Source organism: Kineococcus sp. NPDC059986, assembly GCF_040702905.1.
GTDB lineage: Bacteria > Actinomycetota > Actinomycetes > Actinomycetales > Kineococcaceae > Kineococcus.
In genome coordinates this window covers 12,730-38,217 of the sequence record NZ_JBFBND010000042.1, presented here as the reverse complement: position 1 = coordinate 38,217, position 25,488 = coordinate 12,730, and the positions used below count along the sequence as shown (strand labels likewise).

At 75.3% G+C, this 25,488-nt stretch carries 21 protein-coding genes; 9 read left to right on the top strand and 12 right to left on the bottom strand.

Annotated elements, in window-relative coordinates:
- Positions 1 to 304: 304 nt before the first annotated feature.
- Together AB0637_RS21935 and AB0637_RS21930 are read right to left on the bottom strand one after the other, a co-directional pair.
- Positions 305 to 1,576 carry a P-loop NTPase gene (locus tag AB0637_RS21935; protein WP_366174821.1) on the bottom strand — a complete coding sequence of 424 codons (1,272 nt, stop codon included), beginning with the start codon at positions 1,574 to 1,576 and terminating at the stop codon, positions 305 to 307.
- Positions 1,573 to 2,232: a hypothetical protein gene (locus AB0637_RS21930; RefSeq protein ID WP_366174820.1), complete on the bottom strand. Its 660-nt coding sequence runs from the start codon at positions 2,230 to 2,232 to the stop codon at positions 1,573 to 1,575. Before AB0637_RS21930 ends, AB0637_RS21935 begins: the two co-directional genes overlap by 4 nt.
- A 279-nt stretch (positions 2,233 to 2,511) precedes the next feature.
- On the opposite strand from AB0637_RS21930, the gene AB0637_RS21925 reads away from it, so the two are divergent.
- Positions 2,512 to 2,736 (top strand): helix-turn-helix domain-containing protein, encoded by a 225-nt coding sequence (locus AB0637_RS21925; protein ID WP_366174819.1) that lies wholly within the window; start codon positions 2,512 to 2,514, stop codon positions 2,734 to 2,736.
- A 30-nt stretch (positions 2,737 to 2,766) separates the two neighbouring features.
- Here the strand turns inward: AB0637_RS21925 and AB0637_RS21920 are convergent, their stop codons facing one another.
- Positions 2,767 to 3,297 carry a hypothetical protein gene (locus tag AB0637_RS21920; protein ID WP_366174818.1) on the bottom strand — a complete coding sequence of 177 codons (531 nt, stop codon included), beginning with the start codon at positions 3,295 to 3,297 and terminating at the stop codon, positions 2,767 to 2,769.
- A 172-nt stretch (positions 3,298 to 3,469) separates the two neighbouring features.
- On the opposite strand from AB0637_RS21920, the gene AB0637_RS21915 reads away from it, so the two are divergent.
- Positions 3,470 to 4,048: a hypothetical protein gene (locus AB0637_RS21915; protein ID WP_366174817.1), complete on the top strand. Its 579-nt coding sequence runs from the start codon at positions 3,470 to 3,472 to the stop codon at positions 4,046 to 4,048.
- A gap of 55 nt (positions 4,049 to 4,103) precedes the next feature.
- On the top strand, positions 4,104 to 4,613 hold the full coding sequence (locus AB0637_RS21910; RefSeq protein ID WP_366174816.1) for an Rv3235 family protein: 510 nt from the start codon (positions 4,104 to 4,106) through the stop codon (positions 4,611 to 4,613).
- Between the two features lie 15 nt (positions 4,614 to 4,628).
- Here AB0637_RS21910 and secA read toward each other — a convergent pair whose 3' ends face one another.
- The 9 genes from secA to mtrA form a co-directional block, all read right to left on the bottom strand.
- Positions 4,629 to 7,316, bottom strand: coding sequence for a preprotein translocase subunit SecA (gene secA / locus AB0637_RS21905; RefSeq protein WP_366174815.1), 2,688 nt, complete (start codon positions 7,314 to 7,316; stop codon positions 4,629 to 4,631).
- Positions 7,317 to 7,385: 69 nt separating this feature from the next.
- Positions 7,386 to 9,956, bottom strand: coding sequence for an EAL domain-containing protein (locus tag AB0637_RS21900; protein ID WP_366174814.1), 2,571 nt, complete (start codon positions 9,954 to 9,956; stop codon positions 7,386 to 7,388).
- A gap of 52 nt (positions 9,957 to 10,008) precedes the next feature.
- Positions 10,009 to 11,253: a crosslink repair DNA glycosylase YcaQ family protein gene (locus tag AB0637_RS21895; RefSeq protein ID WP_366174813.1), complete on the bottom strand. Its 1,245-nt coding sequence runs from the start codon at positions 11,251 to 11,253 to the stop codon at positions 10,009 to 10,011.
- A complete protein-coding gene (locus AB0637_RS21890) occupies positions 11,250 to 11,921 on the bottom strand; it encodes a response regulator transcription factor (protein WP_366174812.1) in 672 nt (223 codons plus the stop codon). The genes AB0637_RS21895 and AB0637_RS21890 overlap by 4 nt, the downstream gene beginning before the upstream one ends.
- A 137-nt stretch (positions 11,922 to 12,058) precedes the next feature.
- Positions 12,059 to 12,844 carry a ribosome-associated translation inhibitor RaiA gene (gene raiA, locus AB0637_RS21885; RefSeq protein WP_366174811.1) on the bottom strand — a complete coding sequence of 262 codons (786 nt, stop codon included), beginning with the start codon at positions 12,842 to 12,844 and terminating at the stop codon, positions 12,059 to 12,061.
- 199 nt (positions 12,845 to 13,043) lie between these two features.
- Positions 13,044 to 13,775 carry a ComF family protein gene (locus AB0637_RS21880; RefSeq protein WP_366174810.1) on the bottom strand — a complete coding sequence of 244 codons (732 nt, stop codon included), beginning with the start codon at positions 13,773 to 13,775 and terminating at the stop codon, positions 13,044 to 13,046.
- A gap of 64 nt (positions 13,776 to 13,839) precedes the next feature.
- Complete coding sequence (locus AB0637_RS21875) at positions 13,840 to 15,552, bottom strand: LpqB family beta-propeller domain-containing protein (protein ID WP_366174809.1); 1,713 nt, start codon at positions 15,550 to 15,552, stop codon at positions 13,840 to 13,842.
- Positions 15,549 to 17,150 (bottom strand): MtrAB system histidine kinase MtrB, encoded by a 1,602-nt coding sequence (mtrB, locus tag AB0637_RS21870; RefSeq protein ID WP_366174808.1) that lies wholly within the window; start codon positions 17,148 to 17,150, stop codon positions 15,549 to 15,551. Before mtrB ends, AB0637_RS21875 begins: the two co-directional genes overlap by 4 nt.
- Positions 17,151 to 17,169: 19 nt before the next feature.
- Complete coding sequence (mtrA, locus tag AB0637_RS21865) at positions 17,170 to 17,847, bottom strand: MtrAB system response regulator MtrA (protein WP_366174807.1); 678 nt, start codon at positions 17,845 to 17,847, stop codon at positions 17,170 to 17,172.
- A gap of 97 nt (positions 17,848 to 17,944) precedes the next feature.
- Between mtrA and AB0637_RS21860 the strand changes: the two genes are divergently transcribed.
- The 6 genes from AB0637_RS21860 (at position 17,945) to AB0637_RS21835 (ending at position 25,473) form a co-directional block, all read left to right on the top strand.
- On the top strand, positions 17,945 to 19,078 hold the full coding sequence (locus AB0637_RS21860) for a hypothetical protein (protein ID WP_366174806.1): 1,134 nt from the start codon (positions 17,945 to 17,947) through the stop codon (positions 19,076 to 19,078).
- 22 nt (positions 19,079 to 19,100) lie between these two features.
- Positions 19,101 to 19,763, top strand: a complete 663-nt coding sequence (locus AB0637_RS21855; RefSeq protein WP_366174805.1) for a DUF4129 domain-containing protein — start codon at positions 19,101 to 19,103, stop codon at positions 19,761 to 19,763.
- Positions 19,760 to 20,977, top strand: a complete 1,218-nt coding sequence (locus tag AB0637_RS21850) for a DUF4350 domain-containing protein (RefSeq protein WP_366174804.1) — start codon at positions 19,760 to 19,762, stop codon at positions 20,975 to 20,977. The genes AB0637_RS21855 and AB0637_RS21850 overlap by 4 nt, the downstream gene beginning before the upstream one ends.
- On the top strand, positions 20,974 to 21,951 hold the full coding sequence (locus AB0637_RS21845) for a MoxR family ATPase (protein ID WP_366174803.1): 978 nt from the start codon (positions 20,974 to 20,976) through the stop codon (positions 21,949 to 21,951). The genes AB0637_RS21850 and AB0637_RS21845 overlap by 4 nt, the downstream gene beginning before the upstream one ends.
- Before the next feature lies 1 nt (position 21,952).
- Positions 21,953 to 23,254, top strand: coding sequence for a DUF58 domain-containing protein (locus AB0637_RS21840; RefSeq protein WP_366174802.1), 1,302 nt, complete (start codon positions 21,953 to 21,955; stop codon positions 23,252 to 23,254).
- A gap of 494 nt (positions 23,255 to 23,748) precedes the next feature.
- Positions 23,749 to 25,473 carry an ABC transporter ATP-binding protein gene (locus AB0637_RS21835; RefSeq protein WP_366174801.1) on the top strand — a complete coding sequence of 575 codons (1,725 nt, stop codon included), beginning with the start codon at positions 23,749 to 23,751 and terminating at the stop codon, positions 25,471 to 25,473.
- Positions 25,474 to 25,488 lie beyond the last annotated feature (15 nt).

Sequence of the window (25,488 nt, the reverse complement as noted above, 5' to 3'; positions counted from 1 at the left end):
CCCCACCCACTGTGGAGTGAAGACCATTGGGGGTTGATACATATGGCATCAACATATTTCTAGCGCACTGTTGAGTTCTCAAGAACCGGACGCACGACTGTCGACCGCTTTCGCGGCTTCTCGTCTGCGGACTTCATCCAGCGTACCGGGCTCTTCGGCCCGGTCAGGACGCTCCCAGTTCATCGGCTGGCTGCGGACGCCCTTGAGCGTTCGTCCTTGCCGGTGTCGTTCGGAGAGTCCCGATCACCCGCGGGAACCGGCCGGTGTCCCGTCCGTTCCTCCCCGCTGGGGTGTGACAACTACGTTAACTGCGGGCCAGCAGCGGGTCAAATCCCGTCGTCGGGTGTAGGGCCGGCAGGGGCTCCGGGGCGTCGGCGACGTCCTCCACGTGACCCGCCAGGTCACGCAGGACGACCCGGGCCGCGGACCTGCTCGCGTGCTCGCCCAGGGCTCTCCCGGCGAGCAACGCCTCGTCGACGGCCCGGTCGTCGGGCACCGTCCACACCCCCTCGACACCGGCCGCGCGACGCAGGAGCTGGGCGACCCGCCGCTCCGGTGGGGCGCCGACGGCCGAGGACCGCAGGCGGGTCACGACCGGGACCACGAGGGCCTCCGGAGCGAGGTCCCCCAGCTGCAGCCAGGTCCGCGCGAAGCGCTGCAGACCGACGGGGTCCGCCGTCCCGACGACGAGCACCACGTCGGCCGCGCCCATCACGGTCGCGAGCACGGCGTCGCGCCCGGACTCCTCGGCCAGGTCGTCGCTGCCACCGGCGAGGTCGACGACCGTCCAGTCGTGGGCCAGCGAGCCGACCTCGAGCACCCGGCGCAGGGCGGCGGGGCGAAGCTCGGCCCACCGGGCGCTGTCGACGGCTCCGGTCAGGACGGCGAGCCCGGGGTCCACCCGGGCGGCGCGTGCGGCGAGCCCCGACGCGTCGAGGCGACCGTCGGCGGCGGCCCGCACGCAGGCGAGCAGCGACGGCGCGTCGTCGAGCAGGCCGAGGACCTGGCCCACCGAGGCACCGCGGGTGTCGGCGTCGACCAGCAGGACGCTCCGCCCGGCGACGGTCAGCTCGGCGGCCACGTTCACGGCCACCGTGGTGCGGCCGCACGACCCGTGCGGACCCCACACCGCCACCGTGCGGCCAGGAGCGCCGGTCAGGTCGAGACCGTCCTCGCCGTGCAGCTCCCGCTCCGTCGGCGGGACCGGCTCCTGCGCGACGGCGGCCGTCGCCACCTCCCGCGCCACCTCGGCCGGCGGCCGGTCCTCGACGACGAACCGCGTCGCTCCGAGGCCGCGCCAGCGCCGCTCCCACTCCTCCCCCGCCGCCCCGACGGGCAGCAGGACGACGACCCCGACGCCCTGGCGCCGCAACACGTCCAGCACCTCCGTGTCGCACCCCGGCAGCTCCGCCCCCAGCACGACGGCCCGGGCCAGCCCCGCCCCGACGGCGGCGAGGACGTCGGCCACGTCGGCGCAGCGGCGCACGACGACGACCTCCCGGCGCAGCGGCTCCCACCCGGCGAGCAACCGGGACTCGGCCGGCCCGGGGACGGCGACGAGCACGGGCAGCGTCACGCCCCACCCCCGGGGGCGCTCCCGGGGACGGGGACGAGCACGAGGTCGTCGTCCGCCGTGACCGCCTGCAGCACAGCGGGAAGAGCGTCCTGGGGCACGAGGACCTGCACGTCGGCGCCGGCCCGGGACGCCAGCGCCCCACCGCCGGTCACGACCGCGGCGACCTCGGCCGCGGCCACCAGGCGGTCGGGAGCGGGTGGCTCACCGGTCCCCTCGGCGGCGAGCGCACCCGGGACCGGGGCGGGGACCACCCACAGGTCGACGAGGGAACCGACCGCCACGCCCGGCGGCACGGTGCCCTCGACCGGGACGGTCACCGGTCGTGCCGCGAGGTCCTCCGCACGACCGATCGAGCCGCGGGGCAGCAACTCACCCGCTCCGAGTCCCCGGAGCGCGACCGCTCCCGCACCCACGGCCTCGTCGGCGGACACGTCCGTCGCGAGGTACCGCTGCGCGGTGGCAGGGTCCAGGCGGACCTGGACCACCGTGAGGTCCGCTGCCTCCAGCCGCTGCCCTGCGCCGACGGCGTGGGCGAGCCCCCAGACGGTCGTGGTGTCCTGAGCGCGCTCCACCACGACGCTGCCCAGCACGACGCTGCCGGTGACGAGGAGGAGGCCGACGAGCAGGCGCGGGTCCCGCCACGAGGGGGCACCCACGCGCCGGGTCACCCCGCCCGCGGGCCCGCTCCCCACTCCGCCCGGCCCCACGACGTCCCGCCCCCGCACCGGTCGCACCGCTGTCCGCACCCGTCCCCCGTCCCTCGTCCTGGCCCGCTCCGTCGAGAGCCCATGGTGGGGTCACCGGGCGGGGGCGCCGCCAGGTTGTCCACAGGCCACCCGATCGGGTCAGAGGCGTCCGGGTGACGTCGTGGCAGGATGCGGACACCGCCGGGTCCCGTGCCCGACAGTGCCCCCCGAGTGCTCAGGAGAGCCAGCGTGCCTGCCCGTTTCCTCCCGCTCGCGGACGTCGCCGAGACGCTCGCGATCTCCTCGGCCCAGGCCTACGCCCTGGTCCGGACGGGGGAGCTGCGCGCCATCAAGGTGGGTGGACGCGGCCAGTGGCGCGTCGAGGACAGCGAGCTGGAGGACTACATCCAGCGGATGTACGCCCAGACCCGCGACATGGTGCACGCCGGCGACGAGGACCACCCGCACGCCTGACGTCCGCCCCCGCCGTCCCGACGGCGCCCCTCAGGGCGCTTCGTGCACCGCCAGCACGGCGGAGAACGGCACCGTCAGGACGTCCGCGCCCTGACCGGCCCCGTCGGCCGGCAGCAGGTCGACGTGGTCCGCCCCGACCCTGCCCACCCGACCGGTGTGCACCCCGCCCGCCGTCTGCACCCGCACCCGCACCCCGGCCGCGCCGAGGGCTCGCAGGGCCATCAGGAACGTCCGGCGCGCCGCGACCGGGCCCGGCGGCGGCGCGCTCCACGACGGGACACCCCGGACCCCGACGACGGCGTCGGCGGCCAGGAGCACCTGCAGCCCCGCCGGCGCCCTCAGCAGGAACCACCCCGGGCCCGTGCCGAGCACCCGCCCCGTGAGCGTGGACCCGTCGCGCACCGACCAGACCAGCTCCCCCGTCGCCGCCCGTACCCGGTCGGCCAACGCCACCGTGGCCTGCTCCCGACGCGTGCGGTCCGCCACCTCCGCGGCCAGGTCCTCCCGCTGGGCCTGCTCCGCCTGGCCCTCGAGGTCGTCGAAGAGGTCGTCCCAGCGCACACCACCACGCTACGAGGCCGTGAGGAGTTCTGACGCTCCGTCAGCCGGTGCCCTCCGATCGGGCGCACCCCACGCCGATTCCTGGCCCGACGCACAGCCACTCGATAGACATGCGACACCAAACAGCACCAAACGCCATTCAACGACCCCGTTCACCCACAGGAGCCACACCGTGCCCCTCCCCCACGCCGTCCTCCACGATCCCGCCCAGGTGGTCGTCGCCGTCTGCGGCGCGGTGGGAGCCCTGGTGGCGCTGTGGCTCGCGCTCAGCGTGGTCGCCGCGGTGGTCGACGAGGTGCGCGTGCGGCGGTCGCCGCGCCGGGCCGTGCGGCTGACCCCGGGGGTGCCCGCCGTCGTCCGGCGACTGGTGGCCCTCGTGGTCGGGCTCCTGCTGGGCTCCGCCGCCCTGTCCGCGCAGGCCGCCACCCCCGCGGTGCCCGAGCTCGGCTGGGCCGCGACGGCCACCGTCGACCCGGGCTGGACCACCACCCCCACCTCGACCCCGACTCCGACTCCGACTCCCACCCCGACTCCCACCCCGACGTTCCAGACCCGCTCCACCGCACCGACCGGAGACGTCGTGGTGCTCCGCGGCGACAGCCTCTGGTCCCTGGCCGAACGCCGGCTCGGGCCCGAGGCGACCCGCGGCGAGGTCCTGGCCGAGCAGCACCGGCTCTACGTCGCGAACGCCGACGTCATCGGGGACGACCCCGACCGGCTCCTGCCCGGCCAGGTCCTCCGCCTGCCCTGAACGTCCCTACCCCGCGCCACCCCCGCGTCCACGCACCCGACCGAGGAGACGACCTGTGCCCAGCACCGCCACCAGCACCCGCCTGCCCCGCTACGTCGATGACGAGGACGCGTTCGGCGCCGAGGGACCGGTGCTCACGCACCTCAGCCCCGACCAGGGCGTCCTCGAGCTCGACCTGCAGGACGTGCGGCTGCTGCCGCCGGCCGAGCTCCCGGAGGTGACGGGGTGGACGAAGCGGTACCTCGTCACGCTGCTGGAGGTCCTGTCGGGGCAGCGCCCCACCCAGCAACTCCTGCGGTGGTCCAGCGCCGAGATCTACACGGGCGTCCAGCGCAAGGCCGCCCTGCAGGCGCGCCTGCGGTCGCGGGCACGTCCGGCGGCCCGCGGTGCCGTGCGGGCCGCGCACGTGTCCTCGCTGCGCGTCTCGTTCCCCGTCGACGGGATCGCCGAGGTCGGCGCCGTGCTGCGGGAGGGCGATCGGGTGAAGGCGGCCGCGCTCCGCGTCGAGCGCTGCACCGACCGGTCCGGTGACCGGTGGCGGGTCACCGCGCTCGAGATGCGCTGACCCGCCCCGGAACCCTCAGGCGTCGCGCTGGGCGCGCTCGGTGGCGCGGCGCTGGGCACGGTTGCCCGTGGCCGCCTCGGTCGCCTGCGCGTCGCCCGCGTGCACCTCGACGTCGCCCTCGGCCGTCGGAGCGGAGTACTGCAGCTGCTGCCGGACCGGCGGCGCGCCGAAACCGGGCGTCGCGGCCGCGACCCCGGCCTGAGCGGCCGGCTGGACCTCCAACGAGAAGAGGTAGCCGACGGACTCCTCCTTGATGGCGTCCGTCATCGCGCCGAAGAGCTGGTAGCCCTCGCGCTGGTACTCCACGAGCGGGTCGCGCTGGGCCATGGCCCGCAGGCCGATGCCCTCCTGCAGGTAGTCCATCTCGTAGAGGTGCTCGCGCCACTTGCGGTCCAGGACCGACAGCACGACGCGGCGCTCGAGGTCGCGCAGGACGGTCTCGCCCAGTTCCTCCTCGCGGGCCTCGTAGCAGGCCTGCGCGTCGCCGCGCATCTCCTCCACGAGGCGCTCCACCGTCAGGTTGCCGCGGCCACCGGCGGCCTCGACGACCTCCTCGGGGGTGATCGAGACGGGGTACAGGCTGCGCAGCGCCGTGAAGAGCTCCTCGAGGTCCCAGTCCTCGCCGAAGCCGCGGGCCGTCGCCTCCGAGACGTAGGCCGTCACGACGTCGTCGATGAAGTGCCGGATCTGGACGTGCAGGTCCTCGCCCTCGAGCACCTTGCGGCGCTCGGTGTAGATGACCTCGCGCTGGCGGTTGAGGACGTCGTCGTACTTGAGGACGTTCTTGCGGATCTCGAAGTTGCGCCCCTCGACCTGGCCCTGGGCGCTCTGGATGGCCCGGGAGACCATCTTCGACTCGATCGGGACGTCCTCGGGGATCCCCGTGCGGGTGAGGAAGCTCTCGACCAGCGCGGCGTTGAACAGGCGCATGAGGTCGTCGGTCAGGGACAGGTAGAACCGGGACTCCCCCGGGTCGCCCTGGCGGCCCGAGCGTCCGCGCAGCTGGTTGTCGATGCGGCGCGACTCGTGGCGCTCGGTGCCCAGGACGTAGAGGCCGCCGAGGTCGCGGACCTCGTCGTGCTCGGCCTGCACGGAGGCGTTGGCCTGTTCCAGGACCTCCGGCCAGGCGGCCTCGTAGGCCTCGGGTGCCTCGTCCGGGTCCAGGCCCTTGTCCTTCATCGCGGCGACCGCGAGGAACTCGGCGTTGCCGCCGAGCATGATGTCCGTCCCGCGGCCGGCCATGTTGGTCGCGACGGTGACGGCACCCTTGCGGCCGGCCTGCGCGACGATCGAGGCCTCGCGCTCGTGCTGCTTGGCGTTGAGGACGGTGTGCTCGACCCCCGCCTTGGTCAGCAGGTTCGAGAGGTACTCGCTCTTCTCCACGCTCGTCGTGCCGACGAGGACCGGCTGCCCGGCCGCGTGGTGCTCGGCGATGTCCTCCACGACGGCCGCGAACTTGGCCTGCTCGTTCTTGTAGACGAGGTCCGGCTGGTCCATGCGGACGGCCGGGCGGTTCGTCGGGATGGGCACGACCCCGAGCTTGTACGTCTGGTGGAACTCGGCGGCCTCGGTCATGGCCGTACCGGTCATCCCCGCGAGCTTGTCGTACATGCGGAAGAAGTTCTGCAGAGTGATCGTCGCGAGCGTCTGGTTCTCGTTCTGGATCGGCACGCCCTCCTTGGCCTCGATGGCCTGGTGCATGCCCTCGTTGTACCGCCGGCCGGCGAGGATGCGGCCGGTGTGCTCGTCGACGATGAGGACCTCGTCGTTGGGGGACACGACGTAGTCCTTGTCCCGCTTGAAGAGCTCCTTGGCCTTGACGGCGTTGTTGAGGAAGCCGATGAGCGGGGTGTTGACGCTCTCGTAGAGGTTCTCGATGCCGAGCAGGTCCTCGACCTTCGCGATGCCCGCCTCGAGGATGCCGATGGTGCGCTTCTTCTCGTCGACCTCGTAGTCGACGTCGATGGTCAGGCGACGGACGATCTTGGCGAACTCCGTGTACCACTTCGTCGGGGCGTCGGAGGGGCCGGAGATGATGAGCGGCGTGCGGGCCTCGTCGATGAGGATCGAGTCGACCTCGTCGATGATGGCGAAGTGGTGGCCGCGCTGGACCATCTCGGCGACGTTCCACGCCATGTTGTCGCGCAGGTAGTCGAAGCCGAACTCGTTGTTCGTCCCGTACGTGATGTCGGCCGCGTAGGCCTCGCGCCGCTCGTCGGGGCGCATGCGCGAGAGGATGCAGGAGCTCGTCAGGCCCAGGAAGCGGAACACGCGGCCCATGAGGTCGGACTGGTACTCGGCGAGGAAGTCGTTGACCGTGATGACGTGGACGCCCTCGCCGGTCAGCGCGTTGAGGTACGCCGGCAGCGTCGCGACGAGGGTCTTGCCCTCACCCGTGCGCATCTCGGCGATGTTGCCCTGGTGCAGCGCGGCACCACCCATGAGCTGCACGTCGAAGTGGCGCTGGCCGAGCGTGCGGCGCGCCGCCTCGCGGACGACCGCGAAGGCCTCCGGGAGCAGGTCGTCGAGCGTCTCGCCGCCGGCGAGACGCTCCTTGAAGCGGTCGGTCTCCCCCCGCAGCTCCGCATCGCTCATCCCCTCGAAGTCGGGTTCGAGGGCGTTCACCTGCTCCGCGATGCGGTGCAGACGCTTGACGACGCGGCCCTCGCCGGCGCGGAGGACCTTTTCGACGATCGCTGGCACCCCATCACTCTAGCGGCGCAACCTGGGGTGACGGGGACGTCACGGTGACCCTGGGCCAGCAGCCGTGGCTCAGCGCGACTGGTCCAGCATCCGCCGGACGTCCGTGGGACGCACCCCGCTGATCGGCACCGGCACCGGAGCCCCGGGCCGGACCCCCGCCGGAGCGAGCGGGACGGTCAGCGCCCCGTTGCGGGGCACGGGGGCGGGCCCGAACTCGCGGGCGAAGATCGCCGCGGCGTCCAGGGGTCCCTCCTCCAGCTCCTCGGCCGCCTCCTCGTCGGTGAAGTCGACGAGGTCGGCGAGCGCCGGCGCGGCGGCGGTGGGCTCGACGGGGCCGAGCTCGTCGGCCGCGAGCTCGGAGCCGAGCTCGACCACCGACCGCGGTGCCCCGAGCAGGATGCCCTGCGCCACCGAGCAGCCCGCCTCGGTGAGCAGCACGGCCTGCTCCGTGCGCTCGACGCCCTCGGCGACGACCCCGAGGTCGAGGGCGGCACCGAGTTCGCACAGCGTGCGGACGGCGGCGAGCGCGTCGACCCCGTCGGGGCCGTCGATCTCGGCGATGAGCGTCCGGTCGAGCTTGACGCCGTCGACCGGGAGCTGGCGCAGCGGGGCGAGGGAGTGGCCCGCCAGGACGCCGGCCTGGGCCGGGTCGAGGGTGGCGAAGTCGTCCAGCAGGATGCGGGCCCCCGTGGCGCGCAACTTCTTCAGCCGCGCGGTGAGCAGGTCGGGGTCCTCCCCCAGCAGGTTGGCGGGCACGTCGAGGACGAGGGCCGTCGGGTCGAGCCCGGCGGCCGTCAGGGCGGCCCGGACGTCGTCGGCGGCGCCGCGCGTCATGACGTGGGCCGCGGACAGGTTCACCGTGACCGACAGGTCCGGCACCTGCCGGCGCCACACGACGGCCTGGGCGCAGGCGCTGCGCAGGACCCAGCGCCACAGCTCCTCGACCGCCGGGGAACGTTCGGCCCCGGCGAGGAACGCGCCCGGCTCCAGCAGTCCGCGGGTGCGGTGCCGCCACCGCAGCAGCGCCTCGGCACCGACGACGGCGCCGTCGGCGAGGCGCACGATGGGCTGGTAGGCGAGCTCGAACTCGTCCTCCTGCACGGCCCGCAGCAGGTCGTGCTCGAGCTGGCGGCGCAGCCGGTCGGCGTCGTGCATGTCGGCCTGGAAGACGACGACACCGCCGGGGACGGTGCCCGCGGCCACGGCGGGGCCGGCCGCGTGCGACTCGGCCTTGGCCATGTACATGGCGCTGTCGGCCCGGCGCAGCAGCTCGGCGGCGCTCACACCCTCCTCGGCCAGGGCGATGCCGATGCTGGCCCCCACGCGGACGGTGGTGCCGTGCGTCTCCATCGGGGCGGCGACGTCCGTCTGCACGCGGGCGGCGATGCGTTCCGCGGCCCGGCGCGGGTCGACGTCGCGCACGACGAGGGCGAACTCGTCGCCACCGAGGCGGGCCGCGACGTCGTCGCCGCGCAGGCAGCGCCGCAGCCGGCTGGCCACCCGGGTCAGCACCTCGTCGCCGGCCGCGTGGCCGAGGGTGTCGTTGACCTGCTTGAAGCCGTTGAGGTCGACGAAGAGGACGGCCGTACCGACACCGTCGGCCTCCGTCACGCGCAGGGCGACCTCGAGCTGGCGCAGCAGCGTGGCCCGGTTCGGCAGGTTGGTGAGGGAGTCCGAGGACGCGGCCTCGACGGCCCGCACGGTGTCGGCGTGGCTGAGCGCCATGCTGGCGTGCTCGGCGAAGGCGCGCAGCACGGTGGCGCCCACGGCGTCGAGCGGACCGCGGCCGCGGGTGTCGACCACGAGGGCGCCCACGCTGCGACCGTTGATGTGCACGGCGGCCGCCGCGGGCGTCTGGCCGTCACCCACCGCGACGCCGAAACCGCCGAGGGCGTTCGTCGCCGCGAGGACGAGGGAGTGCTCCAGCGTGGGCTCGCCGACGGCGGCGGCCACGCGCATCTGCATCTGCGAGCGGGGGTCGGCCAGCACGAGCGAGACGGCCCGGTCCTCCATGAGCTCGGAGGAGCTGGCGGCGATCTGCACGAGCAGCTCCGGCAGGGGCCGGCGGCTGGAGACGGCGCGCTGGAAGCGGACGGAGGTGGTGAGGACCTGCTCGCGCTGGCGCAGGGCCTGCTGCAGCTTCGTGCGCTCCGCGGCGCCCTGGGCACCCTGCTGCCGGTGCCAGCGCTCGCGCTCGCGGCCGTGGCGGGCGAGGACGACCAGCCCGAGGACCCGGCCGACGAGGCGGACCGCCGCGAGCCCCTCGTCGTCCCCCTCGGCGGGCAGCGGCCGCGACTCCGCGCGCCCGACGACGAGGTGGATGCCGGACAGGCCGGGGACCTCGACGACCTCGGTGCGGACGCGCCCCAGGCCGGGGACGGCGAAGGACCCCCCACCGTCGCGGACGACGCGGGCCAGGCCGCGTTCGGGCAGGAAGCGCTGACCGAGACCGACCCCGCCGTGGACGTGGGGGCCCTCGCAGACGGCGACGACGTCCGCGTCGACGAGGTCGGCGACGAGTCCCGCGGCCCGGCTCAGGACGTCGCGCTCGCTGGCCCCGGCCGACAGCTCCGAGAGCACGTGCTCGAGCAGGCCGGCGGCGTGCTCGACCTGGTCGGCGGGGAGGGCGGCGAGGTCCACCTCCCGTGTGTCGGCGGGACCGGTCGTGATGTTGAGGTCCGCCGCGCGCCGCTCACCCGTTCGAGGCGGCCGTGCTCACCAGGGTGCTCGCCAGCGCGGGGGCCAGGTCGCCCCGACCGGCGACGAGCACGTCGTCGAGGCCCTGCCAGCGGGCCAGGTCGCGCAGCTCGGCGGCCAGTTCCTCCGCCGTCCGCGGTGGGGCCGACGGTTCGGCGTAGGCGCCCTCGACGCGCAGGACGCCGGCGCGCCGGTCGGCCTTGAGGTCGACCCGGGCGACGAGGTCCTCACCGAGCAGGAACGGCAGCACGTAGTAGCCGTGGACCCGCTGCTCACGCGGGACGTAGAACTCCAGCCGCACGCTGACGCCGAAGACCTCCTCGGTGCGCGGGCGGTGCCACACGAGCGGGTCGAAGGGCGTGAGCAGGGCCCGCGCGTCGACCCGAGGGGCGACGGCCCCGGCCCAGCGGTAAGCGGGGCGGTGCGCAGCCCACGCGCGCACGCGGACCGGTTCCAGGCGGCCCTCCTCCACGAGCTCGGCGACGGCCTGCCGCGAGGGGCCGGGCGCGAGGCGGAAGTGGTCGCGCAGGCTGGGTTCGGTGGCGACGCCGCTCGCGCGGGCGGCGATCGCGACGAGCTCGCGGACGGCGTCGGCCGGGACGGGGTCCGGGGCGTCGCGCACCGCCGGTGGCAGGACGCGGCCGGTGAGGTCGTAGCGGCGTTCGAACTGGGGCGTCCGGCCGGCCGCGGAGACCCGGCCCGCGAAGAACAGGTGCTCGCAGGCGCGTTTGACGTCGGACCAGTTCCAGCCCCAGTGGTCGGTGGGGCGGACCGCCCCCGAGCTGAGCGCCGCCTCCAGCTGACGGGCCGTCGCCGGGCCGTGGGCGGCGAGGTGCTCCTCGACGGCCTCGAGCAGGTCCGGGCGCTCGTGGGCGATGCTGCGCACGCTGCCCCACGCGTCGGAGGCGGCGCGGTCCATCCGCCAGCGCAGCAGCCGGTGGGTGGCGGGGGCGACGTAGGACGCCTCGTGGGCCCAGTACTCCACCAACCGGCGCGGGGACCGGTGGGCGGCCCGGTCGACGAGCTCGGTCGGGTACGGCCCGAGCCGGCTGAAGAACGGCAGGTAGTGGCTGCGGCACAGCACGTTCACGCTGTCGATCTGCACGACGCCGAGGCGCTCGACGACGCGGCCGACGTGCGCGGCCGTCACGGTCGCGGGCCGGCGGCGGCTGAACCCCGAGGCGGCGAGCGCCGCGCGCCGGGCCTGCCGGGCCGAGATCTCCTCGACCGCGGGTGTCACGACAGTTCGACGATCTTCTCGCGCACGGCGTAGACGACGGCCTCCATGCGCGAGTGCAGCTGCAGCTTCTCGAGGAGGTTGCGGACGTGGTTCTTCACGGTGTTCTCGCTGATGCCGAGCTGCCCCGCGATCTCGCGGTTGGGCAGGCCCCGGGCCAGCAGCCGCAGGACCTCCAGCTCGCGCGGGGACAGCCGCGGCGCCCCGGGCAGGCCCAGGTTGCGCTCCTCGTCGCGGCGGCGCATCGCGTTGAACTCCCCGAGCAGGAGGCCGGCCATCTTGGGCGTGATGAGCGACTGCCCGGTCATGACCGAGCGGACGGCGTCGGCGACCTCCTCGGCGGGGACGTCCTTGAGCAGGTAGCCGTTGGCCCCGGCCCGGACCGCGCCGAAGAGGTCGTCCTCCTCCTCCGAGGAGGTGAGCATGAGGATCTTCGTCGAGGGGGCGACGGCCTTGATCTGCGCGCAGGCGTCGATGCCGGAGCGGCGGGGCATCCACACGTCCATGAGCACGACGTCGGGCAGCAGCTCCTCGACCCGTTCGACGGCCTCGGCCCCGTCGGAGGCCTCCCCCACGACGTCGAGGTCGTCCTCGACGGACAGCACCATCTGCAGTCCCCGGCGGAACAGCGAGTGGTCGTCGACGACGACGATCCGGATCGCCTCGCTCACGGCGCCCCCTCCCTGTCCGTGCTCGGTGGTCCCCCGGACACGGTGTTCCCGTGCCCGAGACGACGATCTTGGCACGGACGGCACCGGGCGCCACTCCCCGGCTCGGGGAGTGGCGCCCGGTCACGGAAGTCCGTGGGTCAGCGCATGGCCGCCGCGACGACGGCCGTCAGCGCCGCGTCGGAGGACCCCCTGCCGTTGGCCGCACCGTTCCCGGCACCGTCCGCCTGGCCCTGCGGGGCGTCCTGGACGTCGAGGTGGATGACGCCGTAGTCCCAGCCGCGACGGCGGTAGACCACGCTCGGCGAGCCGCTCGCGGCGTCGACGAAGAGGTAGAAGTCGTGGCCGACGAGCTCCATCTCGTAGAGGGCCTGGTCCAGCGTCATGGGCACCGCGTCGTGCCGCTTCTCGCGGATGACGACGGGCGAGGCGTCCTGCAGGGCCGCGTCCGGTGCGTCCGCGCTGGGTGCGGTGGACCCGGCCATGACCGCGGGCGTGGGCACCTCCTCGCTCGCGACCTGCTCGGCGAGCGGGCGACCCGGGTCGAAGGACCCCGTCAGCACCTCGTCCGACAGACCGGCCGTCGCCTCGTGCACGGACGTGGGCCGGTGCCGGCCGTGGTGGACCTTGCGGCGGTCGCGGGCGCGTCGCAATCGTTCGAGGAGCTTGGTGGTGGCGAGGTCCAGCGCCGCGTACGGGTCGTCGGCGCAGGCCTCGGCGCGCACGACCGGTCCCTTGTCGCGCACGGTGATCTCCACCCGTTCGCAGTTGCTCGCCTGCCGACGGTTGTTCTCGTGGGAAACCTCGACGTCGATGCGCTGGGCGCGGGGCGCGAACTGGCTGACCTTCGCCTCCAGCTTGTCCTCGACGTGCCGCCGGAACCTCTCCTTGACGTCGGTGTGCCGTCCGGTGACCACAACTTCCACGGGATGCCTCCCTCGTTCGAGCTGGCGGCACCGGCACGTGGGGCCGGCCCGCCTCGGACCGTCACCTCGTGCCGCGGACCACCCCCGGGGGGAGGGCGCGGTGAGCAGGCGGGCAGGAGCGGGACCGGGGGTCGACACCCGTGTCGGCCACGGGGGCGACACCCCCTGGAACACCGTCGCTGGCCGCCATGGGCCAACGCTAGACCCCCGACCCCCCGGCTGCCCAGGTGGGACGCGCCCTTCCCCCGTCCGATCCGTCCACCGACGCGACCGTCACCGTCAGCACACCGTTCACCCGCACGCCACCGGCTCGCAGCGCCCGGACGGCCTCCGCGGCCGTGGCCGTCGTCGTCACGACGTCGTCGAGGACGACGCACGCTCCCGGCGGCGGACGACCGTGCAGGACGAAGGCGCCGGCCACGTTGGCCCGGCGGCCGGCGGCGTCGAGGTCGGTCTGGTCGCGGACGGCCCGGCGCAGCCGCAGGCAGCGCTCCACACCGACGTCGCGGCCCGTGGTCCGGACGGCGGAGGCCGTGCGGGCGGCCAGGTCCGCCACGAGGTCCCCACCGCGGACCCGTCGGCTGGCCCGCCGCGTGGGCACGGGCACGAGCCGCACCGCCCCGGTCGGGACGAGCTCGACGAGCTGCCGGGCCAGGGCCCGGGCCAGCGCGGGACGGGCCTCGGCCCGGTCGCGCTCCTTGACCGCCAGGAGGAGCTGCCGGGCGGGGCCGTCGTGCGCCGCGCACCCCCGGACGGGCGTCCCGTCGGGCAGGGCCGTCAGCGCGCCGACGCTCAGAGCGCGGGTGCAGGGCGGGCAGCAGACCGGTCCCGGGCGGCCGCACCCGGCGCAGTGCGCGGGCCAGCCGAGGTCGAGGACCCCCGTGGAGGCGGAGCGGACGGCGGCGCGGAGGGCTGTCGGGAGCACGGGCACGGCAGGAGCCTCACGCAGGTGCCGCGACGACGGGCCGCGTCGTCCACAGGTCCGGCGCCGGTGCTCACCCCGGGTAGGACGGGTCGCGACCGTCCGCGACCGGGATCCAGTCGGCCCCGCTGCGGGAGAGCAGCTTGCCGTCGCCCGTGCCCACGACGACGTCGCGGTCGGACCAGCCGCCGGCGACGGCCACGGCCCCCGGGACGTCGGGCAGCCGCGTGCTGGGACCGGAGACCCGGGCCAGGACGGGGGCGGTGCGACCCGCGCCGTCGCGCACGAGCAGGACGAGCTCGTCGTCGGCCAACCACGCGGCGTCCAGGACGTCCCCGGCACCCGGGGCGAGGTCGGCGGTGCCGCTGCCGAGGCGCAGGGGCTTGCCGTCGCCGTCGCGCACGATGCCGTGCACCCGGACGTGGATGAGCCCCGCCGGGTCCCGGACGACGACGAGCAGCCGCGCCCCGTCCCGGGCCACGCGCGCGCGGACCAGGCTGCCGCCCAGACCGTCGGCCGGGACCTGGACGGTCTGCGCCGGGGTCGCGGGAGCGGTGGCCGGGACCGCGAGCGGGGACTGCCCGACCGCCGTCGGCGCGGTCCACACCCAGCCGAACCGGTCGACGGCGGGGGGTACGAGGGGGCCGCGCCCCGTCACCGCCGCCTGGAGCGGGCCACCGGCGCGCTGTACGCGCGCCACCCGTCCGTCGTCGGTGAGGACCGCGTACGTCGTCCCGTCCGCTCCCGCCGCGGGGTGGCTCGCCCCGCCGCCGGACTCGAGCCCCGGTCCCGTCCCGGCGACGGCGACGGCGCCCGAGCGGTCCCACCGGGTCAGCCCCTGCGGGCCCAGCAGGACCAGGCGGGCGTCGGTGGGCACGACCGACCGCGGCAGGTCCGCGCTGCGGGCCCCGCTGCGCGTGAGCTCGGCCCCGTCGACGGTCACGGTGACGTCGGAGACCTCCGGCAGGCCGGTCAGGCTGGCCCGCAGTTGGGCCAGCAGCGTCGCGCGCTGCGCGGGGCCGGCGTCCAGCGCCCGGTCCGACAGGTCCACCGTCGCCGTGCCGGCCGAGACGGGCACCGTCCCCACCCGCAGCGACGTGCCGCGCGGGGCTCCGGAGACGACGGCGGGGGCGAGCCAGTCCGAGGGCCCCTCCAGCAGGGCGCGCACGATCCGGGTGGCGACGGAGGAGTCGTAGCCGAACCAGCGCACGTCGGCCAGCAACTGGGGGGTGGGACCGGAGGTGACGAAGAAGACGGGGAAGGACCGCAGCGTGCGGGAGGCGTCCAGGGCCGTCAGCACGATCCCGTCTCCGGGTTCGGCCAGCCGCCACTGCCCGTCCTCGCGCACCAGGGCCACCGGCCGCGTCGTCGTGGCCCCCGGCGGCTGCTCGACGTAGTGACCGGCCGCGTCGACGACGGCCGTCGCGGTGGTCGTGATGGACACCACCGCCGACGTCGGGCCCTGCGCGACGAGGGACAGGTCCGGACCCGTCGCGACCACGGTCGTCGAGGCGTCGGCGCGCCAGGACTGGGCGGCCGCGGACGTGAGGAACTGGCGCGCCACGGCGTGGTCGTCGTCCGCGGCGACGGCGGCGCGCAGGAAACCCCGCACGACGTCCACCGGACCCGCCCCGGGCGTCGGGCCGTCGGGGATGACCTGCAGCAGACCGACGCGCGGGTCGGCCTCGATGCGCGACCCGCTGACGACGTCGCTCGAGCGCGGCACCCCGCCGCAGCCGGCGAGGACGAGCGCTCCCGCGAACGCGAGCGCGGTGCGGCGCTTCACGAGGGGTCGCGCCGCGGACCGGCGGGCAGGGCCGCGACGGGTTCGCGCCAGCCGAGGGGCACGACCGGCAGCGGGGAGGCCCGCAAGGACCGGCCCGCCGCGCGCGGGACCGTGAGCACGAAGTGGCACCCCTGCTGCGGCCGGCCCCAGACCTCCAGCCACCCGCCGTGCAACCGCGTGTCCTCCAACGCGATCGCCAACCCGAGACCGCTGCCGCCCGTGGTGCGCGCCCGGGCGGGGTCGGCACGCCAGAACCGGTCGAAGACGCGCGGCAGCTGCTGCGGCTGCAACCCGACCCCGTGGTCGCGCACGCCGATCGCCACGGCGTGCTCGTCGCACGCGACGGTGATCTCGATGGGGCGCGCCTCCCCGTGCTCGATCGCGTTGCCGACGAGGTTGCGCAGCACCCGCTCGATGCGGCGGGCGTCCACCTCCGCCGTGCACGGACCGGAGGGTTCGGCGACGACGACCTGCGACCCGCGGCGTTCGGCGAGGGTGGAGGTGAACTCCACGACCCGGTGCACCAGCACCCGGACGTCCTGCGGATCGGGTTCCAGCGCAGCGGCTCCGGCGTCGAACCGGGAGATCTCCAGCAGGTCCGACAGCAGGGTGTCGAACCGTTCGAGCTGGGTGAGCAGGAGTTCGGCCGAACGGGCCGAGGCGGGGTCGAAACCCTCGCGGGCGTCGTGCAGGACCTCCCCCGCCATCCGGATCGTCGTCAGCGGGGTGCGCAGTTCGTGGCTGACGTCGGAGACGAACCGGCGCTGCAGGCGGGACAGTTCCTCGAGCTGCTCGATGTGCTGCTGCATCCCGGCGGCCATCTCGTTGAAGGCACGGGCCAGCCGGGCGAGGTCGTCGGTGCCGCGCACCCGCATCCGCTCGTCGAGGTGCCCGCCGGTGAGGCGTTCGGCCGTCCCGGCCGCCTCGCGGACGGGTTCGACGACCGTGCGGGTGACGACCCAGGCGACCGCCGCGACGAGCAGGACGAGCGCGATGCCGCCGCCGACGAACGTCGTGCGCACGAGGGACACCGTCTGCTCCTCGCTGGCGAGGGAGTAGACGAAGTACAGCTCGTACTCCCCCGCCCGCGGCAGGGTGACGGTGGAACCGACGACGAGGCTCGGCGCGCCGGAGGCGTCGGGCAGGTCGACGATCTGCAGCTGCTGGACGTCGGAGGACACGACCGCCCGGCGCAGCGCCATGGGGATGTCGGAGGCGTCCAGGCCCTCGGAGGCGACGTCGCGGACGACGACCTGACCGCTGGCCGCGGTGTCGGGGGCCCCCGTCGCGCGCAGCAGGACGACCCCGCGCACGCGGTCCGGACCCGCGCCCTCGAGGGCCGAGACGACGTCGCCGGCGAGCTGCTCGACCTCGGCCGAGCTCGTCGTGGTGGCCGCGTCGAACTGCTGCTGGGCCGTCTGGGCGCTGCGGGCGGCGTCGGCGAGCGCGACCTTCTGCCGCTCGGCGACGAGACCGTCGGCGATGCCGTCGAGCAGGAACGAGCCGACGCCGACGACGACGGCCAGACCCAGCATCGTCGTGAGGACCACGACGCGCAGTTGCAGCGAGGCCCGCCACCGGGCCAGCAGGCGTCCCACCCTCAGGACCCCACCCTCGTCACAGCGGACCGGCGCGGTACCCCACCCCGCGCACGGTCACGACGATCTCCGGGTGCTCGGGGTCGCGTTCGATCTTCGAGCGCAGCCGCTGGACGTGGACGTTGACGAGGCGGGTGTCGGCCGCGTGCCGGTAGCCCCAGACCTGTTCCAGCAGCAGTTCGCGCGTGAAGGCCTGCCAGGGTTTGCGGGCGAGGGTCACGAGGAGCTCGAACTCCAGCGGCGTCAGCGGCAGCGAGCGCCCGTCGCGGCGCACCGAGTGGCCCGCGACGTCGATGGTGAGGTCGCCGATGCGCAGCGTCTCCGGCGGCCGTTCGCCCGCCGAGCGCAACCGCGCCCGGACCCGGGCCACGAGTTCCTTGGGCTTGAAGGGCTTGACGACGTAGTCGTCGGCGCCGGCCTCGAGGCCGAGCACGACGTCGACCGTGTCGCTCTTGGCCGTCAGCATGACGATCGGCACGCCGGACTCGGCGCGGATCTGCCGGCAGACCTCCATGCCGTCGGTGCCGGGCAGCATGAGGTCCAGCAGCACGACGTCGGGCCGCGTCGCGCGGAACGCCGCGAGCGCCTCGTCCCCGTTGGCGCAGAAGCGGGTCTCCAACCCCTCGCCCTGCAGCACGATCCCCAGCATCTCGGCGAGCGCGGTGTCGTCGTCCACCACGAGGACGCGTCCCCTCATGGGGTCATCCTGCCTCCCCGGACCCGGTCCCGCAGTGATCACCACGCCGGGACGGATCTCCCCGGGGTGCGTGGCACCCCTCTGGCACGATGGCCGCATGGGGGGTCGCGGCGTGGGGGACGAGCAGTGGCAGCGGCCGGACGAGGGTTCCGGCGCGCCGGGTGTCCCCGGTCCGGGTGAGCACACGGGTGGAGCTCCGGTCCCGCCGGTGAGCGGCTGGGGCGTCCCCTCCCCCGGTCCGGTCGGCGCTCCCGGTCCCTTCCGCCCGCCCGCCCCGCGGCCGGGCATCGTGCCGCTGCGCCCGCTCGGCCTCGGGGAGATCTGGGACGGCGCGTTCCGCGCGTTCCGGCAGAACCCGAAGGTCATGGTCGGGCTGTCGGCGATCGTCGTCGTCACCACCTCCCTCGTGAGCCTGGTCGCGACCGTCGTCACCACCCGGGACGCCCTCGGCCTCGTCGAGCGCCTGCAGGCCTCCCCGGCGGACTTCAGCGCCGACGAGGTGTTCTCGGTCGTGCAGCGCTCGCTGCCGCTCATCGGGCTGAGCTTCGTGCTGCAGCTCGTGGCCGTCCAGGTCCTCAACGGGATGCTCATCACGAGCGTCAGCCGGGCCGTCCTGGGCCGGACCGTCGGCTTCGGGGAGCTGTGGCGGGTGTGCCGGCCGCGGCTGCTGCGGCTCATCGGGCTGTCGGTCGTCGTCTCGCTGGCCTCGCTGCTGGTCGGGGTCGTGACGCTCGCGCCCGGGATCCTGCTCCTGGTGTTCTCCGACTCCGGCACCCAGGTGGGCCTCGGCGTCGCGGCCGCCGTGCTGGGGGCCCTCGCCTGGGCCGTGGGGGCGGCGTTCCTGTGGGTCAAGTGGTCGATGGCGACGCCCGCGATGCTGCTGGAGGGCCTCGGGATCGGGGCCTCCCTGGCCCGCTCGTTCCGGCTGACCCGCCGCTCGTTCTGGCGGCTGTTCGGCATCCAGCTGCTCACCGCGGTCGTCGTGTACGCCGTCGTGGCCGCCGTCGGCTTCCCGTTCAGCATCGTCGGCAGCGCGGTGAGCACCGCCTCGGGCGACCCGACGGGGACCGGGCCGGTCGTGCTGCAGCAGTCGATCACGACGCTGGGCTCGATGGTCGGCAGCATCGTCGCCTACCCGTTCCTCGCCTCCGTCACGGCGCTGCTCTACGTCGACCTGCGGATGCGCCGCGAGGGCCTCGACGTGGAACTGCACCGGGCCGCGCTGCGGTGAGGCCCACCGCCGGAGGGCTCGCGTGCTGACGGGGTTCGTCGCGCTGGCCGCGGACGTGCCCGTCGAACCCGACCGCTCGACGGCCCGCGGCTGGCTCGCCACCGAGCTCGCGCGCCCGGAGTACCGGCAGGCGCAGGGCTCGTGGCTGGCGCGCGCCTGGTCGTGGCTGTGGGACCGCCTGCAGCAGGTCTCGGTGCCCGGGCTGGGGACCGGGTGGACGTCCGTCGTGGTCGTCGTCGTCCTGCTCCTCGCGCTCGTCGCCGTCGTGCTGCTCGTCGGGGGTCCGTTGCGCCGCAGCGCCCGGCAGGCACCCGAAGGACCCGTCTTCGACGCGGCCCCCGAACCGGCCTCGGCCCACTTCGCCCGGGCCGACGCAGCGGCGGCCGCCGGCGACCACGACCTCGCCGTCGCCGAACGCTTCCGGGGCCTCGTGCGCTCCCTGGAGGAACGCGCCCTGCTCGACCGCCGGGCCGGCCGGACCGCCGCCGAGATCGCCACCGAGGCCGGGTCCGCCCTGCCCGACTGCGCGGGCGCCCTGCACCGGGCCGCCCGGACGTTCGAGGACGTCCGCTACGGCGGGCGACCCGCCGCGGCCGCCGCCGACGAGGACCTGCGCGCCGTCGTCCGGCAGGTCGGCGCCGCCCGGCCCGTCGCGCTCGACGCCACCGCCGGACCGCGCGCGTGAGCGCTGCACCCGGAGGCGCGGGCGGCGCGGCGGGACTCGTGCGCCGCTACCGCGGCGGAGTCCTCGTCGTCCTCCTCCTGCTGGCGACGGCCGTGCTCGTCACGCTGCTCACCCCCCGCACCGAGGAGGCCGCCTTCTCCCCGGAGTCTGCGAACCCGGCCGGCGGCCGCGCCGTCGCCCGCGTGCTCGCCGACCAGGGCGTGCAGGTGGCGGAGGTCCGGTCCTTCGACGCCGCGGACGACCGGCTGGGCGGGGGGTCCGACGGGGTGACGCTCCTCGTGACGCAACCGGACCTGCTGTCCGCGCAGCGGTGGCGGCGGCTGGCCGCCACGGGCGCCGACCTCGTCCTGCTGCGGCCCGACGCCGGCACCCTCGACGCCCTGACGGGCGCGGTCCGGGTCGCGGGTGACGCCTCGACGGCCGTGCGCGACCCCGGCTGCGACCTGCCCGCCGCCCGCGCCGCCGGCCCGGCCCGTGCCGGGGGCCGCACGTACGCGGGCACCGACGGCGCGACCGCCTGCTACGGCGGGTCCTACGTCCGCGCCCCGCTGCGCGACGGCTCCGGGACGCTGACGGTCGTCGGCCAGCCGTCGCTGCTGACCAACCGGTGGGCGGCGCAGGACGGCAACGCGGCGCTCGCCCTGCGGACGCTCGGCGCGCACCGCGACCTGGTCTGGTACCTGCCGGACCCGCGCGACACCGACGCCCCGACCGTCCCCCTCTCGGCGCTGCTGCCCCCGTGGCTGTGGCCGTCGGTGGGGGTGCTGGGCCTGGCCGGGGTCGTGCTGCTGCTGTGGCGCGGCCGGCGCCTGGGCCGGCTCGTCGCCGAACCGCTGCCCGTCCTCGTCCGGGCCGCCGAGACGGTCGAGGGGCACGGCCGGCTCTACGCGAGCGCCCGCGCCGGCGGCCGGGCGGCCGGTGCGCTGCGGGAGGCCACGCTGCGCCGGCTGCGCACCTGGACCGGGCTCGACCCGCAGGCCGGCGTGGGCGACGTCGCCGACCAGGTCGCGTGGGTGACGGGCCGCCCGGCCCCCGCCGTCCGCGAACTGCTCGCCGGGGCCGACCCCGCCGACGACCCCGCCCTCGTGCGGCTTGCCCTGGACCTCGACGCCCTCGAACGGGACGTCCGTCCCGGCTCGTCCCCGTCGGTCACCACGCCGGCCGCCGCCCCGACGCACCCGTCCCGCACCACCCGACCGGAGGACACCCCGTGAGCGAAACCCCCTCGACCGACGCCGTCGAGGACGCGCGGCAGGCCCTGCGCGCCGTCCGGCAGGAGGTCGCGAAGGCCGTCGTCGGACAGGACGCGGCCGTCACCGGCCTCGTCATCGCCGTCCTGTGCCGTGGGCACGTGCTGCTCGAAGGCGTTCCGGGCGTGGCGAAGACGCTGCTCGTGCGCAGTCTGTCGGCCTCGCTCGCCCTGGACACCAAGCGCGTGCAGTTCACGCCCGACCTCATGCCCGGCGACGTGACCGGGTCCCTCGTCTACGACGCCCAGTCCTCGCGGTTCTCCTTCCGCGAGGGCCCCGTCTTCACGAACATCCTGCTGGCCGACGAGATCAACCGGACGCCACCGAAGACGCAGGCCTCGCTGCTGGAGGCGATGGAGGAGAAGCAGGTCTCCGTCGAGGGCGAACCGCGCCGGCTGCCGGACCCGTTCATCGTCGCGGCCACCCAGAACCCCGTGGAGTACGAGGGCACCTACCCGTTGCCGGAGGCGCAGCTGGACCGGTTCCTGCTCAAGCTGACCCTGCCGCTGCCCCCGCGCGAGGACGAGGTCGAGGTGCTGGCCCGGCACGCCGCCGGGTTCGACCCGCGCGACCTCGCCGCCGCCGGCGTCCGGGCCGTCGCGACCCCCGAGCAGCTCGCCATCGCCGCCGACGCCGTCCGCCGCGTGCAGTGCTCGCGCGAGGTCATCGGCTACGTCGTCGACGTGTGCCGCGCGACGCGCAACTCCCCCTCGCTGGCCCTCGGCGTCTCCCCGCGCGGCGCGACGTCCCTGCTGGCCGCCGCCCGCGCGTGGGCGTGGCTGTCGGGGCGCGACTACGTCTCCCCCGACGACGTGAAGTCGCTCGCCCGTCCGACCCTGCGCCACCGCGTGCAGCTGCGGCCCGAAGCCGAGCTCGACGGCGTGAGCGTCGACGCCGTGCTCGACTCCGTCCTCGGGTCCGTCCCGGTCCCGCGCTGACGTGGCCGTCACCGGACGCGCCGTCTGGCTGGCCCTGGCCGGCCTGGTCCTCGTCGTCGCCTGGCCCGGGTGGGCTGCGGTCGGCGTGTGGACGGCCGTCTGCGTCGTGGTCGTCGGACTCGACGCCCTGCTCGCGCCGTCCCCGGCCCGGCTGACCGTCGTGCGGGCGCCGTTGCCGGCCGTGCGGCTCGGGGAGCCCCGCACGACCGAGCTGACCGTCCAGAACACCGGGACGAAGCGGTTGCGCGGGGTGCTGCGCGACGCGTGGGTGCCCTCGGCCGGCGCCCGGCAGACCCGGCACGCCCTGGACCTGCCTCCCGGGGAGCGGCGTCGGTTCGCCGTCGAGCTCGTCCCGACCCGCCGCGGCGACCGGCTCGCCGATCGCGTCACCGTCCGCTCCCGCGGACCCCTCGGCCTCGCGGCCCGGCAGCGGTCCGCGCCCGTCCCCGGCCGGTTGCGCGTCCTGCCGCCGTTCACGTCGCGGCGGCACCTGCCGTCCCGGCTGGCCCGGCTGCGCGAGCTCGACGGCCGCAGCGCCGTCCAGCACCGCGGCCAGGGCACCGAGTTCGACTCCCTGCGCGACTACGTCGACGGCGACGACGTCCGCTCGATCGACTGGCGGGCCAGCGCCCGCCGGCAGGCCGTCGTCGTGCGGACGTGGCGGCCCGAACGGGACCGGCGGGTGCTGCTCGTCGTCGACACCTCCCGCACCTCGGCCGCGCGCCTGGACGGCGAGCACCCCACGGCCCGCCTCGACGCGCAGATCGAGGCGGCGCTGCTGACCGCCGCGCTGGCCGCGCGGGCCGGTGACCGCGTCGACCTCGTCGCCCACGACCGTCGCGTGCGCGCCCGGGTGCGGGGCGGTTCGCGGGGTGACCTGCTGCCGTCGCTGGTGGAGGCCCTCGCCCCGCTGGAACCCTCGCTCGTCGAGGCCGACTGGGACGCCGTCGCCACCGAGGTGCGCACGACCGTCCGGCAGCGCGCCCTCGTCGTGCTGCTGACCGCCCTGGACTCCTCCGTGCTGGACTCCGGGCTGCTCGGGGTGCTGGAGCAGCTCGCGACGCGGCACACCGTCGTCCTCGCCGCCGTCGACGACCCCGCCCTGCGCGCCCTGGCCCGCGACCGCTCGGACGCCGAGGCCGTCTACACCGCCGCGGCCGCCGAGACGGCCACGGCGACGCGCGACCGGACGGCGCGGCTGCTGACGCGGCTGGGCGTCGAGGTCGTGCACGCCGGGCCCGACGAGCTCGCGCCGGCCCTCGCGGACCGGTACCTCGCGTTGAAGGCGGCCGGGCGGCTCTGAGGGCTGGTGGTCCGGCCGGTCCCACGGCCGGTCCCACGGCCGGTCCCACGTCGGACCGGGTGCGGGAACGGCGCCGACGTCGTCCCCACGACCGCCGCGCCGGTCCCACGGCTGCACCCACGGGGGACCGGGCGTGGGACCACCCGCGGGTGTCCCCTCCGCCTCGCCGGGACGACCCGTCCGGGACCCCCACCTCACCCCACGTGGGTGTCCCGGTGGGTGTCCCCGTGGGGGCGCCGCGGGCGTGGGACCGGGCGTGGGGACGGCGCGCGCGTCGCCGGGACGACCGGCGCGCCGGTCCCACACCTGCACCCACGTGGGACCGGCCACGGGACCGGGCACGGGACCGGGCACGGGACCGGACACGGGACCGGACAGGACCACCCGTGGGTGTCCCGACGGGTGTGCGCACGGGTGTCCCCTGAACGCCCCGGTTCGCCCGGGACACGAAAGTCTGATGTCCCCCCGCCCGGCGGGTGCTAGACCTGCTGACCGTGCTGTTCACCCTCCTGCGAGAACACCTGCGGCCTCACCGCAGGCTGCTGGTCGCGGTCGTCGTCCTGCAGGTGCTGCAGACGACGGCCTCGTTGTACCTGCCCCGGCTGAACGCCGACATCATCGACCGGGGCGTGGCCACGGGCGACACCGCCTACATCTGGCGCACGGGCGGGCTCATGCTCGCCGTCACCGCGCTGCAGGTCGTCGCGACGATCACCGCCGTGTGGTGCGGGGCGCGCGCCGCGATGAGCCTGGGACGCGACCTGCGCGGCGCGGTCTTCGACCACGTCCTGTCGTTGTCGAAGGCGGAGGTGGGGCGGTTCGGGGCGCCCTCCCTCATCACGCGCGGGACGAACGACGTGCAGCAGGTGCAGATGCTCGTCCTCATGACCTGCACCATGATCATCTCGGCGCCGCTGCTGTGCATCGGCGGGATCGTCATGGCGCTGCGCGAGGACGTCTGGCTGAGCTGGCTCGTCGTCGTCGCGGTGCCCGTCCTCGTGGCCGTCATGGCGCTCGTCATGGTCCGCCTCGGGCCGCTGTTCGGTCAGCTGCAGAAGCGCCTCGACACCGTCAACCGGGTCCTGCGCGAGCAGCTGACGGGGTTGCGCGTCGTGCGCGGGTTCGTGCGCGAGGACGCCGAGGTGGCGCGGTTCGCGCGGGCCAACGGCGACCTCACCGACGTCGCGGTCCGCGCGGGCCGGTTGTTCTCCCTCGTGTTCCCGTTCGTCATGCTCGTCATGAACCTGGCGAGCGCCGCGGTCGTGTGGTTCGGCGCCGGACGCGTCGAGGCGGGGGAACTGCAGATCGGTTCCCTCATCGCGTTCCTGTCCTACCTCGTGCAGATCCTCATGGGCGTCATGATGACGACGTTCCTGGCCGTCATGGGACCGCGCGCCGCGGTGTCCGCCGGCCGCATCGGGGAGGTCCTGCAGACCGCCCCCAGCGTCCACGACCCGGAGGCGCCGCAGGTCCCCGCCGGCTCCGGCCGGCTGGAGTTCCACGAGGTCTCCTTCAGCTACCCCGGCGCGGACCGGCCCGTCCTGGACCGCGTGACGTTCGACGTCGCGCCCGGTCGCACGACGGCCGTCATCGGGTCCACCGGCTCCGGGAAGACGACGCTGGTGAACCTCGCGACGCGCCTGGCCGACGTCAGCGGCGGCGGCATCACCCTCGGCGGCGTCGACGTCCGGTCCGTGCCGGACAGCGAACTGCGCCGCCGGGTGGGTCTCGTCCCGCAGCGGCCGTACCTGTTCGCGGGCACGGTGGCCAGCAACCTGCGGTTCGGGCGGCCCGACGCGACCGACGAGGAACTGTGGGCCGCGTTGCGGACGGCGCAGGCGCAGGACTTCGTCGCCGAGCGCCCCGAAGGGCTCGAGACGCCGATCTCCCAGGGCGGGACGAACGTCTCCGGCGGCCAACGGCAGCGGCTGTCCATCGCCCGGCTGCTCGTCCAGCGACCCGACGTGTTCGTCTTCGACGACGCGTTCTCGGCGCTGGACACCGCGACCGACGCGCGGTTGCGCGCGGCCCTGGCCCGGGACCTGCCGGGGGCGGCGGTCCTCGTGGTGGCGCAACGGGTCTCGACGATCGTCGGGGCCGACGAGATCGTCGTCCTCGAGGGCGGGCGGGTCGTGGGCCGCGGGACGCACACCGAACTGCTCGAGACCTGCCCCACCTACGAGGAGATCGTGTCGAGCCAGCTGGAGGTGGCGGCGTGAGCGGCCGCGGCGGTC

Coding starts and splice junctions, on each gene's coding strand:
- mtrA (WP_366174807.1), bottom strand. CDS start 17,847: ATGAGGGGACGCGTCCTCGTGGTGGACGACGACACCGCGCTCGCCGAG.
- AB0637_RS21860 (WP_366174806.1), top strand. CDS start 17,945: ATGGGGGGTCGCGGCGTGGGGGACGAGCAGTGGCAGCGGCCGGACGAG.